Raw genomic sequence first — 23,625 nt, 5'->3', positions numbered from 1 at the left:
GACACATCAGTCGTAGGCGCGAGAACCGACGGACACGGTCGGCGCGGACCACTTTCGGCCATACGCCAGCATCATCACGAAGCTGAGGACGAAGCTCAGGCCGCCGACCATCAGCAGGCCGAGCTCGCCGAGCACGGGCAACAGGTTGGTGAGGAAGCCCGTCACGACCCAGGCGATCGCCATCACGGAGCCGGCGACGCCGAGCGCCCAGCCCTGACGGTCCTCGGCCACCGCGTCCGAATACGCGGTGTACATGGTGGTGTATGCAACCATGTCGAAGCAGCCGACCACCATGCCGAGCACCCAGAGCGTGTTTTCGTGCGGAAACAGCGCCGACAGCACTTGCCCGATGCCCGCGATCAGCAGGCCCGTCTTCGCGATGTCGACTACGCTCCAGATTTTCAGCATCAGCCGCACGATCACCATCAGCCCGAACACGAAGGACAGGCCGATCAGGCCGCTGAACAGGCCGAGCTGCGAGCTCGTGTACTGGAATTTCGTCTGCAGCACCAGCATGATCGTCTGCAGATACAGCCCGTAGCCGACCTGCATCAGGAAGAACACGATCGACAGGAACGCGATGCGGCGGTGCGTGCCGGCCTGGTAGATGATCCGCAGCGGCATCAGCAGGTCCACACGCGTGTTGCCGGTCGGCGCGACCGCGTTGCGATATGACCAGAACGTCCAGAGCCCGCAGACGACCGACAGCGCGGCGACCAGCAGGAACGGCGTGCCGTAGTTGAAGAACGGTGCGATCGTGCGGTCCGACGTGACGCCGCCGAGCACGGGGCCGACGATGACGCCCGCGCTGAACGCGATCGACATGATGCTCATGTTGTACGCCTTGGTTTCCGGCGTGCTCATGTCCGTGATCGCGGCCTGCGCGATCCCTTGGCAACCGGCCATCAGGCCGCTCAGGCCGCGTCCGACCAGCAACAGCGCGATACTCGGCAGCAGCGCGCCGAGCGCCATCAGGAAGTAGCTGAGAGCCAGGCCGAACACGCACAACAGCATGATCTTCCGCCGGCCGTAGCCGTCGGACAGCTCACCCATCAGCGAGGAGCCGAAGAACATGCAGAACGGATAGACACCGTACCCGAGCCCCAGGTAGAAATTGCGGAGTTGCGGACTCGTATCGGCCCCGATGATGCCGGATTGGGGATCCGAGAAGATCGCCGCCATGATCGGGTACACGAGCCCGAACCCCATCGCGTCGATCGCAATGGCGAGCAGGCATGGACCCAGTAGTTTGATATTGAGTTTGGACATGTATGGCCTCGGTAGTAACGTGACAGCTACAGTAGTCGAAGGCCGGTTTTGCGAGTAGAGACGTATCTGCAATAGAAATTATCGTAGTTACTGATAACCGACGACTTCCTTTCGGAAATGTAAGGAATGGCTGGTGGTGGCGGGTTTGCGGCCCGGCCGGGCGTCGCTACACGGACGTGAATTCAATAGGACGACGTAATAGATGGACAGATCGACAAAGACTTTCCTGGGCTCTGTCGCAATAGGGGCGGTCGGCGATGCGGGGTGTCGGGAAGCTTATTGACGACTACGCGACGGTGCCTGCCGCCCTTAAGCCGTTCGAATCCGCGTCCTGCCCCGTTGCCGCCGGCGCCATTACACCGCCCCATCCCCGGCTCCTTTACGCCGCCCATCGACACGCCGAGTCGGCAATGCGGCGAGCCCGCGCACCGCCGCCCCGGTCTCGGCGCCATCCTCGCTGCGGCCGGTGATCTCGTCCAGCGCCCGGTTGTTGGTGTACGGCCCGAACACCCCTATCGACACCATCACGATCAGCATGCTGCCGCCGATCAGCACGAACACCGCGGACACCCCGGCGCGCTCGAGCAGCAGCGCGACGATGAAACTGCTCGCGATTCCCGTCAGGCGGCCGATCGAATGCACGAAGCCGAGCGCACGCCCGCGGATCTCGGTCGGAAACACTTCCGACTGGTACGCGGTGCCGTTGCTCGCGAGCACCGTGTTGGACAGCGTGACGAGCAAGCCGAACGCGATCACGAACGGCGCCTGCGCCGACATCGCGAACGCAGTGCCGAACAGCGCGACGCCGAACGCCGACGCGACGATCAGCCACTTGCGCTCGATCCGGTCGGCGAGCAGGCCGGCAACGAACGGCGACACCGGATACGCGAACGCGATCACGAACGCATACCAGAGGCTCTTCGTGACGGTCGCGCCCTGCGCGGCGAGCAGCGTCGGCAGCCACTGGCTGAAACCGAAGAAGCCGATGCTCAGGAATGCATTGAACACGATCAGCATCGCCGTGCGGCCGCGATGCTGCGCATCCCACATCGACGGCGCGCGCCGCGCGGCCGGCGTTGCGACGGCCGGCATCCGGACCGCGGGCAGCGGCCGGCCGGATTCCCGCTCGACCGCCTGCTCGAGCCGCTGCAGCACGGCTTCGGCCTCGGCCTCACGGCCGGTGCGGGCGAGCCAGCGCGGCGACTCCGGCAGCCGCGACTGCAGCCACCAGACGACGACCGCGCCGCTGCCGCCGAGCAGCACGACCCAGCGCCACCCGGACATGCCCAGCGGATCGTGAGGCACCCACAGCCACGATACCAGCGCGAGCACGGGCATCGCGAGATAGCCGACCGCGAAGCACAGCGCGAACGCACGGCCGCGCACGGCCTTCGGCACCAGCTCGGTCAGGAACGCGCCGATCGTGATCAGCTCCGCGCCGATGCCGCAGCCCGCGATGAAGCGGCACACGAGAATGCCGAGCGCATGCGTCTGCACGCACATCGCGAGGCTCGCCGCCGTGTAGAGCAGCAGCGCGCCGGTGAACAGCGCGCGCCGCCCGAAGCGGTCCGCGAGGCGCGACACGAACATCTCGCCGACGAACAATCCGGCGAACGTCGCCGCACCGAGCGCGCCCTGGTCCGACATGCCGAGCACGCCGTGCGAGCCCGCGTGAAAGATGCCGTCGCGAATCAGCCCCGGCGGCAAGTAGGTCATCTGGAACAGGTCGTAGACCTCGAAAAACCCGCCGACGCTCAGGAACAGCACGAGCATCCAGATGCTGGCCGTTGCGGGCAGGCGGTCGATGCGCGCGGCAATCGACGCCGCATGGGAATGGGACATGGCGACTCCTCGATGATCCGCCCGCGCAGCGTGCGCGAAGCGGCGGACAAGACGCCGGCGCGGCGTGCGCGCGGCGCCGGCGTTCAGACGGTGGCGACCGGATTGACCGGCGACCCGACGAGCCCGCGCAGGTGCAGCGGCGGCGCGGTCAGCAGAAAGCGGTTGCGCCGGTGCGCGCGCAACCAGTCGGCGAGCAGCGTCAGGTGCCACAGCTCGCCGAGATGAATGCCGAGCTTGAACAGGCACAGCTCGTGCAGCGGCATCAGCGCGCCGGGCCGCTCGCGCGCCGACGGATGGCGCGGGCGCTCCTCCACCGCGTGGTTGTCCGCCGCGAGCGCGGCGAGCCCCGATGCGTCGATCCATTCGAGCAGGCGCGGATCGTTGCCGTCCAGCACGCAGCACACGTCCGGCGCACCGGGCTCGCCGCGCGCGTCGGCGTCGAGCAGGCGATCGGCGAAGCCCGTATGCACGCACACGATGTCGCCGCGCTCGACGACCACGTCGTCCTCGCGCAGCACCGCCATCCATTCCGCGTAGCCGATCTTGCGCCGCTCGTCGCCGAAGTGGCGGCGCAGGTCGACCAGCACGCCGCGCCCCTGCACGCCGCTTTGCGCCATCACCTCGATGCCGAGCGCGCGCGCACCGCCGCGCGGCGCGCCCGCTTCGGGCACGTGGATGTGTTCGTCCATCCGGTAGCCGTTGTAGAACACGCGGGCTGGCTCGCCGTCACCCGCCGGATCGAACAGTGAGCCGACGTGCGACAGGCCGTCCCATTGCGTCGAGAACTGCGAGTGCATGCAGAACGAATCGTCGCAGACCACATCGGTTGCGTTCGCAACCTGTTCGTCCGCGCGATAGCCGAAGTACGGCTTGCCGCCGAGCAGCGCCGGCATGATCGCCGGCGGCCGGCGCCGCGCGTTCAGCCCACCGCCGCGCGGTACGTCGAGCGGCAGGCTCAGCGAAAACACTCGGCCTTCGCGCACCTCCGCGACGCCGCGCAGCACCGCGTCGGCCGTCAGCCAGTTCAAGCGCCCTTTCTGATCGTCCGGGCCGAAATCCCCCCAGTTCGAACCGGGCGGCCGATGGGTCCAGCGTGGCTTCATGGTGTCTCCTCCATGCAATGTCCAGGGTGCGGCGGCCGTCCTTCGCGGCCGCGTCGCACGTCGCGCCTAGCGCGTGCGGATCACGCCCAGCCCGGCGAGCCGCTCGTATTCGCGTTCGCCGAGCAGCGGCAGCAGAATCTCGCGATTGTTCTCGCCGAGCGCGGGCGCCGCCCGGCGGAACGTGCCGGGCGTGGCCGACAGGCGCGGCGTGATGTTGTGCATCGGCAGGCTGCCGACGTCGTCGTCCGGCAGCTCGACGAGCGCCTCGCGCTCGATCACATAGTTATCCTGAACGATCTGCGCGATGTCCTGGATCGGCCCGACCGTCACGCCGGCTTCCTCGAAGAACGCGAGATTGGCGTCCAGATCGCGCGCGGCGATGAATTCGCCGACGATCGCATCGAGCGCGTCCGCGTGCTGCACGCGCTGCACGTTGGTCGCATAGCGCGGATCGTCGATCAGGTCCGCGCGGCCGATCGCGCGGAACAGGCGCTCGGCCATCGCCTGCGTCGAGCTCGACAGGCACAGCCACTTGCCGTCGCGGGTGCGATACGCGTTGCGCGGCGCGGTGTTCGACGAGCGGCTGCCTGTGCGCGCCTTGATCTCGCCGGTCATCACGTAGTTCGCCGCGGCCGGCCCTAGGATCGACAGCAGCGGCTCGAACAGCGACACGTCGATCACCTGCCCCGCCGCGCCGTGCGCGTCGCGCGCATGCAGCGCGACCAGCACGGCAATCGCGCCGGACAGCCCGGCCGTCATGTCGCCGAGGAACATCGGCGGCAGCACCGGCTCGCGGTCGGCAAAGCCGTTGATCGCCGCGAACCCCGCGTACCCTTCCGCGAGCGTGCCGAAGCCCGGCCTGTGGCGGTACGGCCCCGTCTGCCCCCAGCCGGAAATCCGCGCGATCACCAGTTCCGGCCGGATCGCGAGCAGGTCGTCCGGGCCGAGCCCCATCTTCTCGGCGACACCGGGCTTGAAGCTCTCGACGAACACGTCCGCGTCGCGCACCAGCCGGCGGACGATGTCGATCCCCTCGGGCGCGCGCAGGTCGACGCACACGCTGCGCTTGTTGCGCCCGTACACCTTCCAGTTCGTGCTGATCCCGCCCGCGCCGACCGCGCGCAGCGTATCGCCGCGCTCGCTCTCTACCTTCACGACGTCCGCGCCGAAATCGGCGAGCTGCACGCTCAGCATGTTGCCCGCCATCAGGCGCGACAGGTCGACGACGCGCACGCCCGCGAGCGGCCCCTGCGCGCCGGCGTCGAACGGTTTCGGATGGATCGGGCCGGTGGACGCGCGACGGCGCGCGCCGGCCGCGTGAGCGGCCTGCGGGTCGGGAACGAACATGCTTGTCTCCTGGTTGGTGTGTGTGTCGTTCGATGCGGAATGCCGGTCAGGCGCGCGCTCGGCCGCGCACCGCGTTACTCGAGCAGCACGCCGAGCTGGTCGGCCGCGCGGAACGCCGCGCCCGCGGCGGGCAGATCGCCGCCCAGCGCATGCGTCAGCTCGGCTGCGGCCGCCTGCACGCGCGGCAGGTAGTCGGCCAGCACCTTCTTGTTGAAGCGATAGCGCGGCACGCCGAGCGAGATCGCGCCGCTCAGCACGCGGCCGACGCCGAACGCCGGGCTCGCGATCGCCGCGCTTTCCGGGTCGCGCTCGGCGATCGACACCGCGTAGCCCTGCTCGGCCGTCTTCTCGTAGTCGCCGCCGCGCGTGCCGCTGAACGCGAGCAGCACGCGCCCGGCCGCGCCGACGTCGAGCGGGAAGCGGTCGCCCTCGCGCAGGTGCGTGCGCACCGAGCGCTGCGCCTGGATGCGGAACAGGCACACGCGCTGGTCGCCTTCGCGCACGTAGAACGCGGCCGTCTCGCCGGTTTCCGCCGACAGCTTCGACAGGATCGGCATCACGTACTCGCGCAGCTGGAACGACTCGCGATACATCATCCCGAGCTGGAACACGGCCGGCCCCAGCACGTAGCGCCCGTCCGGCAGGCGCTTGATGAAGCGGAACTGCTCGAGCGACTCGAACATCCGCAACAGCGTGCTCATGTTGAGCCCCGTCTCCTCGCTGACCTGCGCGAGCATCAGCCCGCCGGGCGCGTTGCCGAACGCCAGCAGCGCGGTCAGCGCGCGGTTGACCGCAGCCACGCCGCCCTCTGCGGGATTGCTTGTCTCCACCTTGTTCATGTCCACCTCGTGCGATGTCGGCAGAGTCGTGCCGCGTCGCGGCTGCCGGCATCAAAAAATGAAAGTCACTTTCATTATACGCAGATCATCGATGACATCAACATGAATCCGCGCAGCTTCGGTCGCTCATCTTCTTGCAACAGCCTTTGAAACTAGGCGTTAACGATAATCTTGACGAATGTCCTCATCCATCACAAAAATGAAAGCGACTTTCATTTTTAGAGATCAACGATGAATTCGTCGCCTCAACCCGTCTGGCGCTCGCTGCTGTACGTCCCCGCCCACGTCCCCCGTTTCGTCGCATCGGCCGTCGCGAGCGACGCCGACGCGCTGATCCTCGATCTCGAGGACAGCGTCCCGCCCGCGTGCAAGGAGGCCGCCCGCGACGGGCTGGCCGACGCCGTGCCGGCGCTGCGCGCGCCGGGCCGCGACGTGCTGGTGCGCGCCAACGGCCCGCTCGACCTGCTGGTGCCCGACCTGCGCGCGGCCGTCCGGGCCGGCGTGGACGGCGTCGTGCTGCCGAAGGTGCGCGGCGGCTCGCACGTCGAGGCGATCGACGAACTGCTGGCTGCACTCGAGGAGGAAACCGGCGCGCCGCCCGGCGGCACGCGGATCGTCGCGATCGTCGAGACGCCGCGCGCGTTCCAGGCGATGGACCGGATCGCGCGGGCATCGCCGCGCGTCGTCGCGATGATGCTGGGCGGCGGCGATTTCGCGCTGAACTGCGAAAGCGGCGCGGGCGCCGACGTGCTGCGCGTGCCGAAGCAGTTGCTGATCATCGCCGCGCGCGCCGCCGGCATCCTGCCGCTCGGCCTCATCGGCGGCCTCGACGAGCTGCGCGATCTCGACGCGTTCGAGCGCCTCGCGCGCGCGTCCGCGGAGCTCGGCTATGCGGGCGCAACCTGCATCCATCCACGGCAGGTCGGCGCGCTCAACCGCGCGTTCCGGCCCGACGACGACGCGGTGCGCGACGCGAACGCGGTGCTGGCCGCCTACGACGACGCGCGCGCGAACGGGCGCGGCGCACTGCGCGTCGACGGCAGGATGGTCGACGCGCCCGGCGTCGCCCGCGCGAAGCGTGTGCTCGCGCGTCACGCGGCCGTGCAGGCGCGTGCCGACGGCGCGCCCCGGTGATGCGCGCGCCGCCCTTCATCGCCGTGCTTCATCCCTGCGCACGCGCGCGTCGCGCGGTGCACGCGTGCGTTCCACCACGCCGCTGCCCGTTCGCCGCCCGGCCCGGATAGCGTCGCCCCGCAGCACCGCCGCGCCGCTCGACCGGCGCGGCGCCGCATTCAAATAAATAACAAACCCTGGAAGGAGACAAGCCATGGGCAAGCGGATGTCCGCACTGTGCGGACTGGGCCTCGTATCGGCCGGCGCCTGCGCGCAGAGCACGATCACGCTGTACGGCGTGGCCGACATCTATACGGAATTCCTCACCCACCAGGCCGCGCCCGGCGACAAGTCGTCGGCATCGCTCGTGCGGATGGCGTCGGGCGGCAAGAGCGGCTCGCGCTGGGGCCTGAAAGGCGTCGAGGAGCTCGGCGGCGGCTGGCAGGCCGCGTTCCGACTCGAAAGCGGCATCAACCTGAACAACGGCACCGGCACCGGCGCGGGCGGCTTCGACCGCTCCGCGTGGGTCGGGCTGCAGCACGAGCGCTGGGGCGCGCTGCGGCTCGGCCACCAGTACTCGACGCTGTTCGACGTGATGGAGCGCTATTCGCCGACGGGGGCGTACTCGACGCTGTACGAGCCGGCCGGCGCGATCGTCGGCGTCAACTTCCGCGAGAACCACGTCGCCAAGTACCTGGCGAAGATCGGCTCGCTGACGCTCGAAACGCACTATTCGTTCGGCGGCACGCCCGGCGCGTTCCAGTCGAACGCCGCCTACGGCGCCGGCTTCGACTATGCCGGCGGCGCCTTCTCGTTCGCCGCCGCGTTCGACAACGTCAACACGCCGCAGCCGGGCGGCTTCGCGCATTTCCGCCGCTACGCCGCCGCCGCGATCGTGTCCGTCGACCGCGCGCAGCTGCTGGCCGGCGTCACGCACGGCCGGAGTGGCGTCGCCGCGCCGTCGGTCGTGACGAACTACACGTTCTGGTGGGCCGGCGTGCGGTACATGATCACCCCTTATCTGCAGGCGATCGGCGCGTTCTATTACGAGGACATCCGCGCGCAGAATCCGCCGAACGCGCAGGCGCCCGCGCCGCACCCGGCCAACCCGCAGCAGGTCACGTTGCAGCTGAACTACTTGCTGTCGAAAGCCGTCACGCTGTACCTGGCGGCCGGCTACGCGCGCCGCGCCGCGCTCGATTTCGACAATTACAACTACAACTTCCTCCACTACTCGCTGGCCGCCGACCGCGCCGGCAGCGCGGGCGCGGCACTCGGCCTGCGCAAGCTGTTCTGAACTCGCCTCTCCCCCAGTATCAGGAACCTTCGGAGTCCTCTCACCATGAACCGCCGCCACTTCCTTTCCACGCTGACCGGCGCGGCACTCGCACTGCCGCTCGCCCACGCCCGCGCCGGCACGCTACCGGCCGCCGGCGCAACCGCCGACCGCCCGGATCTCGCGCAACAGCTCGCCGACTACGCGGCCGGGCTGCAGTATCGCGACCTCGACGCAGCGACGATCGACACGATCAAGGCGCACCTGATCGATGCGCTCGGCTGCGCGATCGCCGCGCACGACGAACGCCCGGTGCGGATCGCGCGCGACGCGGCGCTCGCGTCGCCGGGCGGCGTGTCGACGATCGTCGGCACGAACCGGCGCACGAGCCCCGATCTCGCCGCGTTCGCGACCGGCACCGCGCTGCGCTACTACGATTTCAACGACGCGTACGCCGGCAAGGAGACCGGCCATCCGAGCGACAACATGTCCGCGTGCCTCGCCGTCGCCGAAGCGCAGCAAGCGAACGGCCGCGACCTGATCCTGTCGATCGCGATCGCGTACGAGGTCGCGTGCCGGCTGATGGACGCCGCCGCGATCAGCCCGCGCGGCTGGGACCACACGTGCTACAGCCTGCCCGCCGTCGCGCTCGCTGCGGGCAAGCTGATGCGCATGCCCGCGCCGCAGCTGGTGCAGGCGGTGAACCTGTCGATCAACAGCCATCTCGCGCTGAACCAGACGCGCGTCCAGCAGCTGTCGAACTGGAAGGCGCTCGCCGATGCGGACGCGGCGCGCAACGCGGTGTTCTCGACGCAGCTCGCGCGCGCCGGGCTAACCGGCCCGTCACCGATCTTCGAAGGCATGGCGGGGTTCTTTCCGCAGGTGTCCGGGCCGTTCGCGGTCGACACGCGCGAATTCGGCGGGCGCGGCGGCACGTTCCGGATCGGCAAGTGCTTCGTGAAGTTCTATCCCGCGCAAGGGCTCACGCAAACCGCGATTCCGGCCGCGCTCGACGTGGCGGCGCAGGTCGGCGACCTGCGCCGCATCCGGCGCATCGAGATCCACACGACCGAAGTGGGCTACGTGACGGCCGGCCGCGACCGCGAGAAATGGGCGCCGTCGACCCACGAGACCGCCGATCACAGCCTGCCGTACATCGTGGCGCGCGCAATGCTCGACGGCGACATCACGACCGAGAGCTACCGGCACGACGCGCTGCGCGATCCGGCGCTGCGCGCGCTGATCGAGCGGATCACGGTGCACGAGGACCCGGCGCTGACTGCCCGCTATCCGGCGCAGGCGCCGAACCGGGTGACGGCCGTGTGCGAAGACGGCACGACCTGCGCGAAACAGGTGGACGACCTGCCCGGCTCGCCAACGCGGCCGATGCGGCGCGACGACTACGACGCGAAGTTCGCGAAGAACTGCCGGCGGCACTGGAGCCCGACGCAGATCCGCGCGGCGCTCGATTACCTGTGGCGGCTCGACGAGCAGCCCGACGTCGCGACGCTGCCGCCGCTGCTCGTCGTCGGCCGACTCGCGTGAACCGCCGACGCCCTAAGCCTCCGCCGCGACGCCGTGCCGCTCGAGCGCTTCCGCGACCTCGACGATGCGGCCGCGCAGCCACGCGTGCGCGTTGCTGCCGTCGTAGCGGCGGTGCCAGTACAGCGACCACGCGACGGGCTCCATCGCGAGCGGCAGTTCGCGGATCACGAGCCGCGCATCGTCGAGGCTGACCGCATGCCGCTCCGACATGATCACCGCGTACGGCAGCGCATCCAGCATGTTCGGCACGACGAGCCAGTGCGGCACGTTGAGCGCGATGCGCCGCGTACAGTTCATGTTCGCGAGCAGGTTGTCGACCAGGCTGTGGTCGACCGGGTTGATCGTCACGTTGAGGAAGTCGAGCGCGAGAAACCGTTCGAGCGTCAGCGGCCTGCCCGCGTCCGGATGACTGCGGCTCATCACGCAGACCATCCGGTCATGAAACACGGTTTGCGACGACAGCGTGCCCGAATGTTCGAGGCCCGCGCTGACCGCCAGGTCGAGCAGCCCCGATTCGAGCGCGTCGGCGGTCTTGGCGGCGCTCATGTGCACGACGTCCATGCCGATATTCGGGCTGGTCAGGCGCATGCAGCGCAGCAGGGCCGGCAGCAAAAGCAATTCGGTGAGATCCGACATGCGCACCGTAAAATGGCGCTCGGACGTAATAGGATTGAATTGATAATCCGATTCAAATAATTCCTCGATTTGTTGCATGATCTGTCGAATCGGCATGGCCAGCGCCTGCGCACGCGGCGTCAATTCCATGCCGACCGCGGTGCGCGCCAGGATCTCGTCCTTGAACACGAACCGCAGCCGCGCCAGCGCGTTGCTGACGGCCGGCTGCGTGAGGCCGACCTTCTGGCCGGCCCGCGTGACCTGTTTCTCCGTCAGCAGCGCATCGAGTATGACCAGCAGGTTCAAATCGATCGAACGTAGATTCATGTTTGCGACCATCCACTAAACAGGTTAATCACCGCCTCCGATCGCGATTGCGAAATTCCGCAATCGGAGCAATCCCCTGATATTTAGTGCAATGCACAAGAATAGTCCAATCTTGACTTGTCGATATTTTTTAGATAACGGACGATATTATTTATGGTTTTAAATTAAATTGCCCGTTTCGCGTCGATTCTTCTGAATACCTTGTCAATCGGCAATTGAATTCGCACTTTGCGCAAGCCGGTCGCGCTGCAAAAAAAGTGCGGGCGGCCGCCGCCACGGCCGCCCGCACGCTCAAACGGTCGCGACGGGATTCACCGGCGCGCCGACCAGGCCGCGGATATGCAGTGGCGGCGCGGTCAGCAGAAACCGGTTCCGACGGTGCGCATGCAGCCAGTTCGCGAGCGGCGTCAGGTGCCACAGCTCGCCGAGGTGAATGCCGAGCTTGAACAGGCACAGCTCGTGCAGCGGCATTAGTGCGCCCGGTTGCGCGAGCGGCTGCGCATGCTGCGGACGTTCCTCGATCGCATGGTTGTCGGCCACGAGCGCGGCCAGCCCCGATTCGTCGATCCATTGCAGCAGCCGCGCATCGCTGCTGTCCAGCACGCACGCGCTTGCAACCGTCGCCGGCGATCCGCCGTCGTCGTTCAGCAGCAGATCAGCGAAGCCGGTGTGAAGGCAGACGATGTCGCCGCGCTCGACCTGCACGCGGTCCGCGTCCATCACCTGCATCAGCTGCGCGAAGCCGACCTTCGTGCGCGCGTCGCCGAAATGACGCCGCAGGTCGATCAGCACGCCGCGCCCCTGCACGCCCGTCTGCGCCATCACCTCGATGCCGAGCGCGCGCGCGCCGCCCGTCGCGTCGCCTTCCTGCGGCACCCGCAGATGCTCGCCCATCCGGAAACCGTTGTAGAACACGATTTCAGGCACGCCGTCGTCGTCCGCGTCGAACAGGCCGCCCACGTGCGACAGGCCGTCCCATTGCGTCGAGAACTGCGAGTGCATGCAGAACGAATCGTCGCAGACCACATCGGTTGCGTTCGCAACCTGTTGGTCCGCGCGATAGCCGAAGTACGGCTTGTCGCCGAGCAGCGCCGGCATGATCGCCGGCGGCCGGCGCCGCGCGTTCAGCCCGCCGCCGCGAGGCACGTCGAGCGGCAGGCTCAGCGAGAACGACAGCCCTTCCCGGACCTCGGCTGCGCCCTGCCGCACCTTGTCCGGCGTCAGCCAGTTCAGCCGCCCCTTCTGATCGTCGGGACCGAAATCGCCCCAGTTCGAGCCGGGCGGCCGCTTTTTCCAGCGCGGTGCATTCAAGATCGGTGCCCTCCTTCAGTGCCTGACGTCAGTGCCGCGAGCGCGTCGAGCGGCGCATCGTCGGCGAGCGCCTGCACGGCATCGCGCAGCGCGAGCGCACGCGTCATGCCGAGCGCCGAACTCGCCGCCAGCACGAATTTCGCGGTGAGCTCCTGTTCGGTCAGCGGCCGCGAATTCGTGCCCTTGCTCGACTCGATCCGCGCCTCGCGCACCTGCCCGTCGCGCAACTCGACGCGCAGCACGGCCGGCAGGAAAGTCGGGAAGCGCGCGTCGCACCACGGATCGGCCACGCAGCGCACCTTCGCGGCCAGCGCGCGCCGGGCGGGGTCCTGCGCAAGCGCGTCGCCGAAATCGTCGAACCAGACGCCGAGCCCGCCGCCGCCGAGCAGCGCCGCCGCGACCGTGTACGGCCCCGAGAACGCCGCCGCATAACCGTTCGGCGGATTCGCCTTCAGCTCCGCCGGCTCGCCGATCGTGCGCAGCGTCGACGTCGCGACCCGCAGCTCGGCCGCCACCACGTCGTCCGCCGTCACGCCTTGCGCCTTCAGTTGCAGCGCCGCGTCGATGCCCGGATGCGTGAAGTGGTTGCACGGATACGGCTTGAAGATGATCCGGCTCGTCTCCCATTCGTCGCCCAGGTCGCGCAGCACCGCGTCGACGTCGGCGAGGTCGCCGCACCACGCGTGGAAGAAGCCGAAGCGGCCTTCGAGCGCGGTCGGCGGCGCGGTCACGCCCGCGCCTGCCAGTTCCGCCGCGCTCACGCCCGCGTGCGCCGCCCAGCCGCAGTGGATCCGCTTCACCGAGCCGCCGGTGCGGTTCGCTTCGAGCAGGCCCGCGCCCATGCTCGCGGCAATGCCGAGCGCCGCCGCGATCTGCGCGGCGTCGAGCCCGAGCAGCATCGCCGCGGCCGCCGCCGCGCCGACCGTGCCGCAGATCGACGTCGCGTGCTGGCCGCGCTCGAAGAACACCGAATTGCCGAGCCGCTCGTTGTAAGCGGCGACGCCGAGCCGGATGCATATCTCGGTGCCGACCGTGATCGCATCGAGCAGCGCCGCGCCCGACGCGCCGCTCGCCTGCGCGGCGGCGAGCGCGGCCGGAATCACGGACGCGCTCGGATGCAGCACCGACCGCATGTGCGAATCGTCGAAATCCATCGCATGCGCGAGCGTGCCGTTGACCAGCGCGGCGCTCGCGGCCGGCAGCCGATCGGGCGCGCCGATCACGCTCGCCGGGCCCGAGCCGGCCCAGCGCCGCGCGACCTGCAGCACCGACTGCGCGACCGGTTCGTCGTGCGCGATCAGGCTGTTGCCGACCACGTCGAGCACGCGCGCGGCGGCCTCGACGCGCAGCCTGCGATCCAGCCCTTCGGCGCGCACCTCCGCCGCGAAGCGGCCGAGCGCGCCGACGATGCCGTCGGGCGGCGCGGGCCGGTTCGGTGCGGCCGGATCAGCGGCCGCCGCCGGACCGGAAAGCGTGTCGGGTGTGCTCATGCCAGTGCTCCACTGAGTCGAAGATTGTTCGCGAGCGCGAGCGTGACGCGCGCGTTGGCGATCAGCGGCGGCGCGACCACGCGGCCGTCCGGCAGCACGAACACCGACGACGCCGAGGCCTTGCCCGCCGCCGCATCGACCGCCTCGAGCACGCGCTCGGCCGCGCGGATCTCGTCGTCCGACGGCGTGAACACCTCGTTGATCACCGAAAGCTGCGACGGATGGATCGCGAAACGGCCGAGGAACCCCATCGATTTCGCGCGCAGCGTCGACTCCTTCAGCCCGTCGAGATCGGGCAGCGTGTGATAGACGGTCTGGATCGGCCCGTTCAGCCCCGCCGCGCGCGACGCGACCACGCAGCGCGCACGGCACACCTCGAGCGTGAAGTTGTCGACGCCGATCTGCAGATCCGCGCGCAGGTCGCTCTCGCCGAGCCCGATCCGTTCGAGCCGCGGCGACGCGGTCGCGAGCTGGTAAGCCGTCTCGACGCCGTACGCCGACTCGATCAGGATCTGGATGCCCGCATCGCAGCCGAGCGCGTCGAGCCAGCCCGCGACTTCCTGGATTTGCTGCGGCAGGTCGCATTTCGGCAGGCGCAGCGCCTGCAGCGCCGGCTGCGCGATCGCTTCGACGTCGTCGCGGCACCACGGGCTGCCGATCGGGTTGATCCGCACGTACGTCGGCTTCGGCGGACCTTCCGCGAGAATCGCGGCGGCCGCCTCGCGTGCGTCGGCCTTGTGGCTGGCCGGCACGGCATCCTCGAGGTCGAGCACGACGGCATCGGCTTCGCTTGCATACGCCTTTTCCACCACCTGCGCCTTGTGCGCGGGCACGTAAAGGTAACTGCGGTAAGTTGCGCTGGTTTTCATATGATTCCCCGCTCGGTCAAATCGGCGATCTCGCGCCGCTCCAGTCCCAATGCGCCGAATACTTCGTCGTTGTGCGTCCCGCGCGCAGGCCCGCCCCAACGGATCGCGCCGGGCGTGTCGGACAGCCGGAACGGCACGTTGTGCGTGCGGAACGCGCCGAGCTCCGCGTCGGGCACCGACACGATCGAGCCGAGCGCCGCGTACTGCGGATCGCGCAGCACGTCGGCGACGTCGTAGATCGGCGCGACCGCCGCCTGCGCGCGCTCGAATTCGGCGATCACGTCGTCGCGCGTGCGCTGCCCGATCCAGCCGCCGACCGCCGCATCCAGCTCGTCCGCATGCTTCGCGCGCTCGGCGCCGTTCGCGAACCAGGGTTCGTCGATCAGGTCCGCGCGGCCGACGAGGCGCATCACGCGCTCGGCGATGCTGTGCGCCGACGTCGACAGCGCGACCCATTTACCGTCCGACGTGCGGTAGACGCCGCGCGGCGAATTGTTCGGCGAGCGATTGCCGGTGCGCTCGGGCACCCGGCCCGTCTGGTCGTAGCTTGCGACCTGCGCGCCCATCGCCGCGAGCATCGTCTCGATGATCGCGAGATCGACGACCTGGCCGCGCCCGGTGCGCTCGCGCGCCTTCAGCGCGGTCATGATCGCAAACGCGGCGGTCAGCCCCGCGACAGTGTCGGCGAGCGGGAACGACGGCAGCAGCGGCGGCCCGTCCGCGTCGCCGGTGATCGACGCGAGCCCGCTCATCGCCTCGGCCAGCGTGCCGAAGCCCGGGCGGCTCGCATACGGGCCGAACTGGCCGAAGCCCGTCACCCGCACGAGCACGAGCCGCGGGTTGAGCGCGGACAGCACGTCGTAGCCGAGCCCCCAGCGTTCGAGCGTGCCGGGCCGGAAATTCTCGACGACCACGTCCGCCTGCGCCGCCAGCTCGCGGAAGATCCGCTGGCCGTCGGCCGTGCCGAGATTCAGCGTGACCGCCCGCTTGTTGCGCGCGAGCACCTTCCACCACAACGGCACATCGTCGCGGCGCGCGCCGTACTTGCGCGCCGGATCGCCGTCCGGATGCTCGACCTTGATCACGTCGGCGCCGTAGTCCGCGAGCATCGTCGCCGCGAGCGGGCCCGCGAACAGCGTCGCGGCGTCGATCACGCGAATGCCGTCGAGCGGCGCCGGTTTGGACGCGTCCGGCGCCGCGCCGGCGTCGACGTCTCCGATTTCCACAGTGGCCATGCCGTTCTCCAGTCAGATGGATTGCACGGCGCGCCGCGCACCGACATCGTCTGCATGACTAAGCGTCGTGCAGCGATGCGGGCGCGGCGCGCGACCTGCCGCTCAGACGGCGTTGATCCGGTAGATCGGGAAATACGTCTGGATCTTCCCGTTCAGGTAGTCGGACGCGAGCTTCGGCACCTCGTCGAAATCGAAGATCTCGGTCGGCTCCTGGCCGATCCAGCCGCTCGTTTCCTGGAAGTCGCGGATCGTGATGCTGTCGTCATAGCGCCACGCATGCGTGTGGATGTGCAGGCGGCGGTTGATGCATTCCGTCGCGCGCAGGTTCCACAGGCGCATCCCCGTCTTCCAGCCGACCGTCGTGACGATGCCGGTGCGGCCGACCACGCGCATCGTCGCGCGATACAGTGCGCCGCCGAGGTTGTCGAGGAAGATCGCGACGCCGCGGCCGCCGCTCAGTTCCGCGATCGTCTCCGCGAACACGCGCTCCGACTCGCGATAGCTCGCCTGGTACTCGGGATCGGTCTTGTAGCGCTCGTCGTCATACGCGAGATTCGGGAACTTGCGGCGATCGACCGGCGTGATGCCGAGCTTCGCGAGTTCCTCGAGGCGCCGGTCGTTGCTCGCCGTCATCGCGACGCGAAAACCCTCGCGCTTCGCGAGTTGCAGTTCGGCGAGCGTCGTGCCGCCGCCCCAGCCGAACACCAGGTAGTCGGCCGGATCGACGTCCGGCAGCTGCGAGCGCCAGCACGCCGACGCCACCTTCCAGTTGTCCCACGCGGTGAAGTAGCGGCCGTACGTCGCCCATTGCAGCAGCGAATGCCGGCTGTCCGTCGGCACCGCCACGAGGTTGTCGGCGCGCATCTTGGTCCGCTGCGCCATCACGCCGATCGTGCCCGGCGCGTCGTACGCATAGACGAGCTCGGCGAATCCGTATTCGTCGCGCTTGCCGAACGGCATCACCATGCAGATCTCGCCTTCCTTCAGCGTCTTCACGCCGCTGCCGCGCTCGACTATGCGCACCAGCGCACCGTTGCCGAGCACGATCTTGTCCTCGCGGCGCTGCCGGCAGATGTCGACCGGATTGCGCGACAGCGCGTGGTCGAGGTTCGCTTCCCACGATCCGTACAGCGGCTCGACCAGCACCTCGTCGGCCTCCAGATCGGAGAATTCGAAGGTTTCGCGACGCAGCTCGCCCGCCACGGGCGCCTGCTTCCTGTTCGGTTCCGGTCCTGCGTAGAGAACCCATGCATCGGTCTTGATCATCGTCATGCCTCGTTAAATGACTCTGTATGAATGTGCACGCCGAACCCGCCGCCTCGTTCAGCGCGAATACGCCTGCTCCAGTGCCGCCTCCACGTCGGCCGTCGCGGCGACCTGCCCGAGCTTCGGGAAGATCTGCGTCAGCGCGAAGTGCTGCGCGTCGGCGGACGATGTGCTGACCGCGTCGCTGACGACGACGACGTTGTAGTTGTTCTCGTATGCCTGGCGCGCCGTCGATTCGACGCCGATGTTGGTCGCGATTCCGGTCAGCACGATGTCCGTGATGCCGCGCCGGCGCAGCTGCACGTCGAGATCGGTGCCGGTGAACGCGCCCCACTGGTGCTTCGTCACGACGAGGTCCGACGGCCCCACGCCGAGCGCCGGCGCGAACGCGCTCCATTCCGGATCGAGATTCGGCGGCGCCGACGGCGCATCCGTCCTGACCTTCAGCGCCACGCCGCCGTCCGGCTGGTAGCTCGTGTGCACGTAGATGACGGGCAGCTGCAGCGCGCGGAACGCGGTCGCGAGCTCGGCCGTCTTCGCCACGACCTGCGCGCCGGTGTAGGGCACGACCGGCAGCGACACGATGCCGTTCTGCAGATCGATCGCGACCAGCGCGACCGTGCGATTGAGCGTCGGAATGGACATGTAGAAACCTCACTTCTGTTGGGAGATGGAAGAAGCGGCGGCATCCAGGTGCCGGCTCGATGCCGCGTTGAGCAGCAGCAGCACGCTGACGACCGCCAGGACGATGGCCAGCTCGCGCAGGCCGCGATCGCTCGCCGGATGACCGAGCGCCAGCCCAACGAGCGCAAACGACAGGCTGCCGCCGACGTACTGCGCGGTGCGGTACAGCCCCGAGGCCGTGCCGATCCGGTCGTGCGGCGCGCTCTGGTAGAGCGCCGCCTGGTTGCCGAGATTGTTGAAGCCGTTCGGCACGCCGAACACGATCGACAGCAGCACGATCGACCAGACCGGCATCGCGCTGGTGAGCATGCTCATCACGACGCTGCCGATGCACAGCATCGCGGAGCCGATGATCAGCACCGGCCGCGAGCCGTGACGGTGCGCGACGCGGGTCGCAAGCATCGTCGCCACCGTGCCGACCGCGGCGATCGGCAGCATCACGAGGCCGGCGTCGGCGGCGGACAGGCGCTTGGCCTCCTGCAGCCATATCGGCAGCGCATAGAAGATCGCGTAGAACACCGCGTAGGTGCCGACGCAGCGCAGGTACGTGCTCGTGAGCGCACGGTTGTCGCTCAGCATGCGGATGTCGATCAGCGGCGTTGCGGCCAGCCGCTCGCGCCGGACCAGCAACGGGCACAGCACCAGCGTCGCGACGAGCAGCAGCCAGTCGGGCTCGCGCGACACCGATTGCAGGAACAGCAGCAGGCTCGTGAGCGTCAGGATGAACAGCGCGACGCCCGGCAGGTCCAGCTCCATCAGCGTGCCCCGCAGCGTGCGGCGTTGCTGCGCGCCGCGCGGAACGACGTCGGCCGGAATCCACAGCCACGCGAGCACGAAGGCCAGCAGCACGATCGGCACGTTGATCCAGAAGATCGCACGCCAGCCGGCGAACTGCACGAGCGCGCCGCCGAGCGGCGGCCCGAACGCGACGGCCACCTGCGCCGCGACCGAGATCGCGCCGAGGCCGCCCGTCGGCGTCGCGCCGTTCGCATGCCGCTGCGACCACGTGCGGATCATCGCCATGCCGGCAGGATACGCGGCGGACGTGCCGATGCCGAGCGCGATGCGTGACGCGATCAACCACCCGAGCGACGGCGCGAACGGCGCGAGCGCGGACGCGATCAAGACGATCGTGAGGCCGATGCAGAAGATCCGCTTCGCGCCGAACCGGTCGGCGAGCCGCCCCATCGTCGGCTGGCCGACGGCTGTCGCGAGATAAAGGCCCGACACGAGCCACATCGTGTCGATGCGTTCATGCGCGGCGCCCTGCGGGTTGAACGCCTGCTGGATGCTGACGAGCGCGACCGCGATCATCGACGAGTTCAGCGCGTTGAGTAGCGTGCCGAGCACGATCGGGCCCACCAGCCTGCCCGGCAGGCGCAGGCCCGTCGCGCGCGCATTGCCGCCGGGGGACGAAGGTGTTGCTTGCGCAGGTCGATCGTGGTTCGTCTTCATGGCATCGTCACGTGGTGAATTCGCATCGCCCGATCAAATTCGAACGTGCGTTCACCTTACCGTTACGATTGCCGTGAATGAAATGGATTGTTGCGATGCACACATTCGTCGCTTGAATGCAGATCGCGAGCCGGATGCGCGAAAGCGGCCCCGGCAAACCTGGAATGACATCGGCAAACAAACCGCGTCCCTTGCCGGACGGGCGCATCCCGGGAGCGCGGCGGATCTTGCGGAGTGCCTACGAAATTATTTGCGCCGTATGCCTCAACCGGCCGACGGCTGTTTTATGCGGCGGTGCAATGGGGATTCAGAGCGAGGGCTCTAGACCGGCATGACGGTTCTGCATTGCAGCTCGTCCTGACCGCGCTGAAGCACCGATCAACCACGCGCTGTCGACCGTTATCGGCGACGCGTTGCGGAAATCGCGCGATACACGACGATCCGCTCGATCGCGCCTGGATCTATTGCGTGCGCGTCGACGCGCTGCCGCGATCGAGCGACGCCGCACGCAGCGCCTCCCCCGGCTCCGTAAAGTAGCGCTGCCGCAGCTGCTCGATCTGCGCATCGCGATCCTGTGTCGACAGGTTCTGCGCATCGATCTGCGCGCGCTGTGCCGCATATTCGCTGTACTTCGCATGCCACGCGTTGTCCGCCTGCTGCATCTTCGCGGCTCGCTCGGCAGCCTCCGGCCCGAGCGTTTGCGCGAGCTGCGCGCGCATTTCATCGGGCGTCGCGTTTGATTTCTGCACTTTGTCGATCTGCGCGATCGCGTTGTTCTGCTCCTTTTGTTGCTCCAGCTCGGCGCGCCGATCGGGCGGCAGTTGCTGATCGAGCGCGGCAAGACCCGCCGCCTTCTGGTCTTCGGTCAGCGACGGATCGCGGATGATCTTCAATCGCGCGAGATCGTCACGCTGCAACTGCTGCTCCGCGCCGAAGAACGGCTCGCTCCAGTCGCCAAGCGTGCGGCTCGCGATCGTCGCGCGCCGGTCGAGTGCGAGCTGCAATGCCGGGAGGTCGAGCTTGTCGTCCACCGCGCCGCCGCCCGGCAGCTTCGCGAGTTCGGCGAAATACGCGCGGTAGCGCTGCCAGACCTCGAGCGCCTCGCGTTGCGCAACCGTACCGTCGAGCTGCGCGGCAATCACGCGCGCGACGAGCGCATCGAGTTCCGCGGCGCGCACCTGGTTTTGCGCGGTCAGGAAATAGTCGAAGAAGCCGCGCACGGCCACGACCTTTGCGAGATGGCCGTGCGCATCGAGCGGCAGGCGCGGCGCAGTCGATCCGGCGAGTGCCGGGGGCAGCCCGCTTGCGCCGAAACCGGGCACGGGGCTCGCCGCCGTGCCGCCTGCCGCCGCGGACGCGGACAACATGGCCCCGGCAGGCGCGACACCGGACACGCCGGCGTCGCGCGTCTTCCGAGCGTCGATCCCGTACCAGGCTGCGCCGGCCGCAACGACGCCCGCTACCCCGTAAAGCACGATGCGTCGCGCAATGCCGCTCTTGCTACCTGTCATCGATTACACGCCTTGCGTTTTCAGCCGGTTCGCGTGCGTGCGGATCGCCGCCACCGGATCCTCCACATTCGCGCCGTGCACGCCGAGAATCTGGTTGATCGCATCGGTGTGATTCCAGTGATACGTACCAAGCACCTGGCCAAACAGCGCGCTGCATTGCGACACGACGCCGTCGTTCGGACCGGAGCCGCGATTGATCATCACCGTGCCGCTGCCGAGCAGCGCCAGCGTTGCCGGATTGAGCACGTTCGCCGGATCGGTGGCCCCGCTCACGCTCGTATCGACGGCACCCGTCACGCCGGCCACCGTCGTCGTCGGCTGGATCGCCGTGCCGCCCCACGAATAAAGCAGGTGCGTATTGCCGCTGACCGTCTCGGTCGACGCGCCCGCACGACACGAGCCCGGCGCACCGAGACCCGCGCTCGGAAATTTCTGGTTGTATTCGGCGGCCTTCGCCGTCGTCAGCACCGACAGCGCCTGGATCGCATTCTGGTTCGTATTGAAGTTGCTGCTCGTCAACGTGCCGAGCGCATTCGCGAACGCGCTGAGCACGGCGGACGACAAGCCGGTCGGGTCCGCCTGCAACAGCTGCTGGACGAAGTCCGCGAATTGCGAACCCCAGTGCGGCGTGCTGATCGTCGTCACCGATGCGACCAGCTCCGGCGCGACGGATGCAACGTAGCGCGACGACAAGCCGCCCTGGCTATGGCCGATCAGATTCACTTTCTGCGCGCCCGTCGCCGCCAGCACCTGCTTCACGTATGCAAGCAATTGCTCGCCGCGCCCGTTCGGACCATCGTCGCTCTGATAGCCGGACAGATTCGCAACGTACACCTTCGCGCCATGCGCCTGCAGGTCCGCCGGAACGTGATACCAGTACTCGACGAGGCCGCCGTACTTGTCGGTGCCGGTCAGCCCGTGCACGAGAATGATCGGGTACCTGGTCGCCGCATAATCGTCGACGGCGGTCGTCGCGGCGGAAGCGGCCTGCGCGCCGGCCAGCGACAGAAAGGTTCCAACACTAGCGGCGGGTGCCGCGCTCATTGCGAATGCGACCACGGCCGCCGCTGTCTTCGCTCGTATCGATCTGCTCATCTTGCTCTCCATTTTTACGTGCATGTCAGTTGCTTGAGGATGAGGACGCGAGAATCGCTGATGCAGCGACGCTTCCGGCACTGCAGCGTCGCCCGCGCGCGGGATGTCGGCCGTACCGGCCTCGACGGCTTGGCACGACACACACCGATGCCCGAAAACGAATAAAAACGAACACAAACGAACGTTTTCGCACCAGCAGGCGAAGTGAATCACGTTCGACAAGACTGCGCAGACGGTTAGACAGGGCCCTCCAGTCAGTTGACAACGGGTGCGTCAACCGCTAAATCCGGCGTTCTTCCTCGATGTCTTGCGATCCCGGCCGTTGCGGCTTTGCGCGGACGCGCACGAAATCAATCGCGCCCGGGTGACTTGCGCTGGAATGTTCGGAACTGGCGGCAGCATGTCGGCGGCCTGGCGGCGGCCGGCGTCAAGCGGCTCGAGCAACTCGGGCAACTCGGGCAACTCGAGCAGAAGAACGCGCGGCGGAAGAGGATGCTGGCGGAGCGTGCGCTGAAGCGGGCCGCGCACAACGGCGTGGAGATGGCGCTCGACGAGCCCGGCAAGCCCTGGCAGAACGGCGCCGACGCAGAAGAAAGCTTCAACGGCAAGTTCCGGGATGAATCAAGCCCCCCTACACCCGCCCCGCCAGATGAAACCGCGACGCCGGATGCCACAACCGCACCGACGTCGCGATGTGCTCGCCGACCCACGTGCGGCGGCTCAACAACAGACACGGCTCGCCGATTTCCATCACGAGATGCCGGCGCACCTGCGCATTGGGTTTTTCCGCGTAGATCCGGAACTCCGCGCGCTGGATCGGCGCGAGCCGCACCATGTAGTGATTCGGCGTCTCGACCGTGAAGTCCTGTTCCAGATACGCGGGAAACAGCGCCGGATTGACGTAGCGATCCTCGAACTGAATCGGCTCGCCTTCCTCGTAATGCACGATGTGCGAATGGAACACGGGCCCCGAACGCAGCCCGAGCGCTTCGACCGCCTCCTGATCGTCGCTGCTTTCGAGCAGCAATACGCGCGCGCTGTGCCGATGGCCGCGCTCCGCGATCTCGTCCGCGATGTTGCGGATTTCCAGCACCGTCGATTCGTAATGCCGCCGTTCGACGAACGTGCCGGCGCCCTGGATGCGCGTCAGCACCCGCTCGGCGGTCAGCTCGCGCAGTGCGCGCGACACCGTCATCCGCGCGACGCCGAATTCCTTGACCAGTTCGGCCTCGGTCGGAATCGCGCCGCCGGGCTTCCAGTCGCCGTTCGCGATCCGCTCGACGACGTAGCGCTTGATCTGCTGGTAGGCCGGCAATGCGCGCGCCGGCACGTCGCCACCCGGTGCGCCCGGTGCGCCCCCCATCCGGCCGGCAAGTTGTCGTTGCGTTTCGTTCATGCGCCCTCGATCGAATGAATGATGGATCGTCCGCCGT

19 protein-coding genes and 1 pseudogene are annotated in these 23,625 nt (G+C 68.2%); 4 read left to right on the top strand and 16 right to left on the bottom strand.

Annotated elements, in window-relative coordinates; genetic code table 11:
- Positions 1-6: 6 nt before the first annotated feature.
- From KVT39_RS13070 to KVT39_RS13050, 5 genes are all read right to left on the bottom strand, one after another.
- Positions 7-1,269: an MFS transporter gene (locus tag KVT39_RS13070; RefSeq protein ID WP_034184338.1), complete on the bottom strand. Its 1,263-nt coding sequence runs from the start codon at positions 1,267-1,269 to the stop codon at positions 7-9.
- Positions 1,270-1,623: 354 nt separating this feature from the next.
- On the bottom strand, positions 1,624-3,111 hold the full coding sequence (locus KVT39_RS13065; RefSeq protein ID WP_175747788.1) for an MFS transporter: 1,488 nt from the start codon (positions 3,109-3,111) through the stop codon (positions 1,624-1,626).
- A gap of 83 nt (positions 3,112-3,194) precedes the next feature.
- Positions 3,195-4,214, bottom strand: a complete 1,020-nt coding sequence (locus KVT39_RS13060) for a cyclase family protein (protein WP_217589251.1) — start codon at positions 4,212-4,214, stop codon at positions 3,195-3,197.
- A gap of 66 nt (positions 4,215-4,280) precedes the next feature.
- Positions 4,281-5,561: a CaiB/BaiF CoA-transferase family protein gene (locus KVT39_RS13055; RefSeq protein WP_217589250.1), complete on the bottom strand. Its 1,281-nt coding sequence runs from the start codon at positions 5,559-5,561 to the stop codon at positions 4,281-4,283.
- Between the two features lie 74 nt (positions 5,562-5,635).
- Entirely contained in the window at positions 5,636-6,400 is a 765-nt protein-coding gene (locus KVT39_RS13050; RefSeq protein WP_175747791.1) for an IclR family transcriptional regulator, read from the bottom strand.
- 231 nt (positions 6,401-6,631) lie between these two features.
- On the opposite strand from KVT39_RS13050, the gene KVT39_RS13045 reads away from it, so the two are divergent.
- From KVT39_RS13045 to KVT39_RS13035, 3 genes are all read left to right on the top strand, one after another.
- The gene (locus tag KVT39_RS13045; protein ID WP_217589249.1) at positions 6,632-7,534 is read left to right on the top strand and encodes a CoA ester lyase; all 903 of its coding nucleotides are present in this window, start codon (positions 6,632-6,634) and stop codon (positions 7,532-7,534) included.
- A 193-nt stretch (positions 7,535-7,727) separates the two neighbouring features.
- On the top strand, positions 7,728-8,810 hold the full coding sequence (locus KVT39_RS13040; RefSeq protein ID WP_217589248.1) for a porin: 1,083 nt from the start codon (positions 7,728-7,730) through the stop codon (positions 8,808-8,810).
- A 45-nt stretch (positions 8,811-8,855) separates the two neighbouring features.
- Complete coding sequence (locus KVT39_RS13035) at positions 8,856-10,334, top strand: MmgE/PrpD family protein (protein ID WP_217589247.1); 1,479 nt, start codon at positions 8,856-8,858, stop codon at positions 10,332-10,334.
- 12 nt (positions 10,335-10,346) lie between these two features.
- Here KVT39_RS13035 and KVT39_RS13030 read toward each other — a convergent pair whose 3' ends face one another.
- The 10 genes from KVT39_RS13030 to KVT39_RS12985 form a co-directional block, all read right to left on the bottom strand.
- The gene (locus tag KVT39_RS13030) at positions 10,347-11,276 is read right to left on the bottom strand and encodes a LysR family transcriptional regulator (protein ID WP_034184648.1); all 930 of its coding nucleotides are present in this window, start codon (positions 11,274-11,276) and stop codon (positions 10,347-10,349) included.
- A gap of 291 nt (positions 11,277-11,567) precedes the next feature.
- Positions 11,568-12,587, bottom strand: a complete 1,020-nt coding sequence (locus KVT39_RS13025) for a cyclase family protein (protein WP_217589246.1) — start codon at positions 12,585-12,587, stop codon at positions 11,568-11,570.
- A complete protein-coding gene (locus tag KVT39_RS13020) occupies positions 12,584-14,077 on the bottom strand; it encodes an MmgE/PrpD family protein (protein WP_217589245.1) in 1,494 nt (497 codons plus the stop codon). The genes KVT39_RS13025 and KVT39_RS13020 overlap by 4 nt, the downstream gene beginning before the upstream one ends.
- Positions 14,074-14,946 (bottom strand): CoA ester lyase, encoded by an 873-nt coding sequence (locus KVT39_RS13015; RefSeq protein ID WP_175747801.1) that lies wholly within the window; start codon positions 14,944-14,946, stop codon positions 14,074-14,076. Before KVT39_RS13015 ends, KVT39_RS13020 begins: the two co-directional genes overlap by 4 nt.
- Positions 14,943-16,181 carry a CoA transferase gene (locus tag KVT39_RS13010; RefSeq protein ID WP_347814855.1) on the bottom strand — a complete coding sequence of 413 codons (1,239 nt, stop codon included), beginning with the start codon at positions 16,179-16,181 and terminating at the stop codon, positions 14,943-14,945. Before KVT39_RS13010 ends, KVT39_RS13015 begins: the two co-directional genes overlap by 4 nt.
- 102 nt (positions 16,182-16,283) lie before the next feature.
- Positions 16,284-17,447, bottom strand: coding sequence for a zinc-binding alcohol dehydrogenase family protein (locus KVT39_RS13005; RefSeq protein ID WP_217589243.1), 1,164 nt, complete (start codon positions 17,445-17,447; stop codon positions 16,284-16,286).
- Positions 17,448-17,504: 57 nt separating this feature from the next.
- Entirely contained in the window at positions 17,505-18,092 is a 588-nt protein-coding gene (locus tag KVT39_RS13000; protein ID WP_034184348.1) for a hydrolase, read from the bottom strand.
- A 9-nt stretch (positions 18,093-18,101) separates the two neighbouring features.
- Positions 18,102-19,586 carry an MFS transporter gene (locus tag KVT39_RS12995; RefSeq protein WP_217589241.1) on the bottom strand — a complete coding sequence of 495 codons (1,485 nt, stop codon included), beginning with the start codon at positions 19,584-19,586 and terminating at the stop codon, positions 18,102-18,104.
- 461 nt (positions 19,587-20,047) lie between these two features.
- Entirely contained in the window at positions 20,048-21,097 is a 1,050-nt protein-coding gene (locus KVT39_RS12990) for a lipase secretion chaperone (protein WP_217589240.1), read from the bottom strand.
- Between the two features lie 3 nt (positions 21,098-21,100).
- Positions 21,101-22,192, bottom strand: a complete 1,092-nt coding sequence (locus KVT39_RS12985; protein WP_217589239.1) for a triacylglycerol lipase — start codon at positions 22,190-22,192, stop codon at positions 21,101-21,103.
- Positions 22,193-22,696: 504 nt separating this feature from the next.
- On the opposite strand from KVT39_RS12985, the pseudogene KVT39_RS38660 reads away from it, so the two are divergent.
- Positions 22,697-22,813: pseudogene (locus tag KVT39_RS38660) on the top strand (integrase core domain-containing protein); the annotation flags it as partial.
- Between the two features lie 10 nt (positions 22,814-22,823).
- Here the strand turns inward: KVT39_RS38660 and hutC are convergent.
- Positions 22,824-23,588, bottom strand: a complete 765-nt coding sequence (gene hutC, locus KVT39_RS12975) for a histidine utilization repressor (RefSeq protein ID WP_217589238.1) — start codon at positions 23,586-23,588, stop codon at positions 22,824-22,826.
- Positions 23,589-23,625: the final 37 nt, after the last annotated feature.

Origin of the sequence: Burkholderia sp. GbtcB21, assembly GCF_019091065.1 — a bacterium.
GTDB lineage: Bacteria > Pseudomonadota > Gammaproteobacteria > Burkholderiales > Burkholderiaceae > Burkholderia > Burkholderia pyrrocinia_C.
This window is presented reverse-complemented; position numbering and strand designations above follow the sequence as displayed.

Coding starts and splice junctions, on each gene's coding strand:
- KVT39_RS13035 (WP_217589247.1), top strand. CDS start 8,856: ATGAACCGCCGCCACTTCCTTTCCACGCTGACCGGCGCGGCACTCGCA.
- KVT39_RS12995 (WP_217589241.1), bottom strand. CDS start 19,586: ATGAAGACGAACCACGATCGACCTGCGCAAGCAACACCTTCGTCCCCC.
- KVT39_RS13030 (WP_034184648.1), bottom strand. CDS start 11,276: ATGAATCTACGTTCGATCGATTTGAACCTGCTGGTCATACTCGATGCG.
- KVT39_RS13055 (WP_217589250.1), bottom strand. CDS start 5,561: ATGTTCGTTCCCGACCCGCAGGCCGCTCACGCGGCCGGCGCGCGCCGT.
- KVT39_RS13015 (WP_175747801.1), bottom strand. CDS start 14,946: ATGAAAACCAGCGCAACTTACCGCAGTTACCTTTACGTGCCCGCGCAC.
- KVT39_RS13005 (WP_217589243.1), bottom strand. CDS start 17,447: ATGATCAAGACCGATGCATGGGTTCTCTACGCAGGACCGGAACCGAAC.
- KVT39_RS13020 (WP_217589245.1), bottom strand. CDS start 14,077: ATGAGCACACCCGACACGCTTTCCGGTCCGGCGGCGGCCGCTGATCCG.
- KVT39_RS12990 (WP_217589240.1), bottom strand. CDS start 21,097: ATGACAGGTAGCAAGAGCGGCATTGCGCGACGCATCGTGCTTTACGGG.
- KVT39_RS13045 (WP_217589249.1), top strand. CDS start 6,632: ATGAATTCGTCGCCTCAACCCGTCTGGCGCTCGCTGCTGTACGTCCCC.
- KVT39_RS13060 (WP_217589251.1), bottom strand. CDS start 4,214: ATGAAGCCACGCTGGACCCATCGGCCGCCCGGTTCGAACTGGGGGGAT.
- KVT39_RS13000 (WP_034184348.1), bottom strand. CDS start 18,092: ATGTCCATTCCGACGCTCAATCGCACGGTCGCGCTGGTCGCGATCGAT.
- KVT39_RS13010 (WP_347814855.1), bottom strand. CDS start 16,181: ATGGCCACTGTGGAAATCGGAGACGTCGACGCCGGCGCGGCGCCGGAC.
- KVT39_RS13040 (WP_217589248.1), top strand. CDS start 7,728: ATGGGCAAGCGGATGTCCGCACTGTGCGGACTGGGCCTCGTATCGGCC.
- KVT39_RS13065 (WP_175747788.1), bottom strand. CDS start 3,111: ATGTCCCATTCCCATGCGGCGTCGATTGCCGCGCGCATCGACCGCCTG.
- hutC (WP_217589238.1), bottom strand. CDS start 23,588: ATGAACGAAACGCAACGACAACTTGCCGGCCGGATGGGGGGCGCACCG.
- KVT39_RS12985 (WP_217589239.1), bottom strand. CDS start 22,192: ATGAGCAGATCGATACGAGCGAAGACAGCGGCGGCCGTGGTCGCATTC.
- KVT39_RS13070 (WP_034184338.1), bottom strand. CDS start 1,269: ATGTCCAAACTCAATATCAAACTACTGGGTCCATGCCTGCTCGCCATT.
- KVT39_RS13050 (WP_175747791.1), bottom strand. CDS start 6,400: ATGAACAAGGTGGAGACAAGCAATCCCGCAGAGGGCGGCGTGGCTGCG.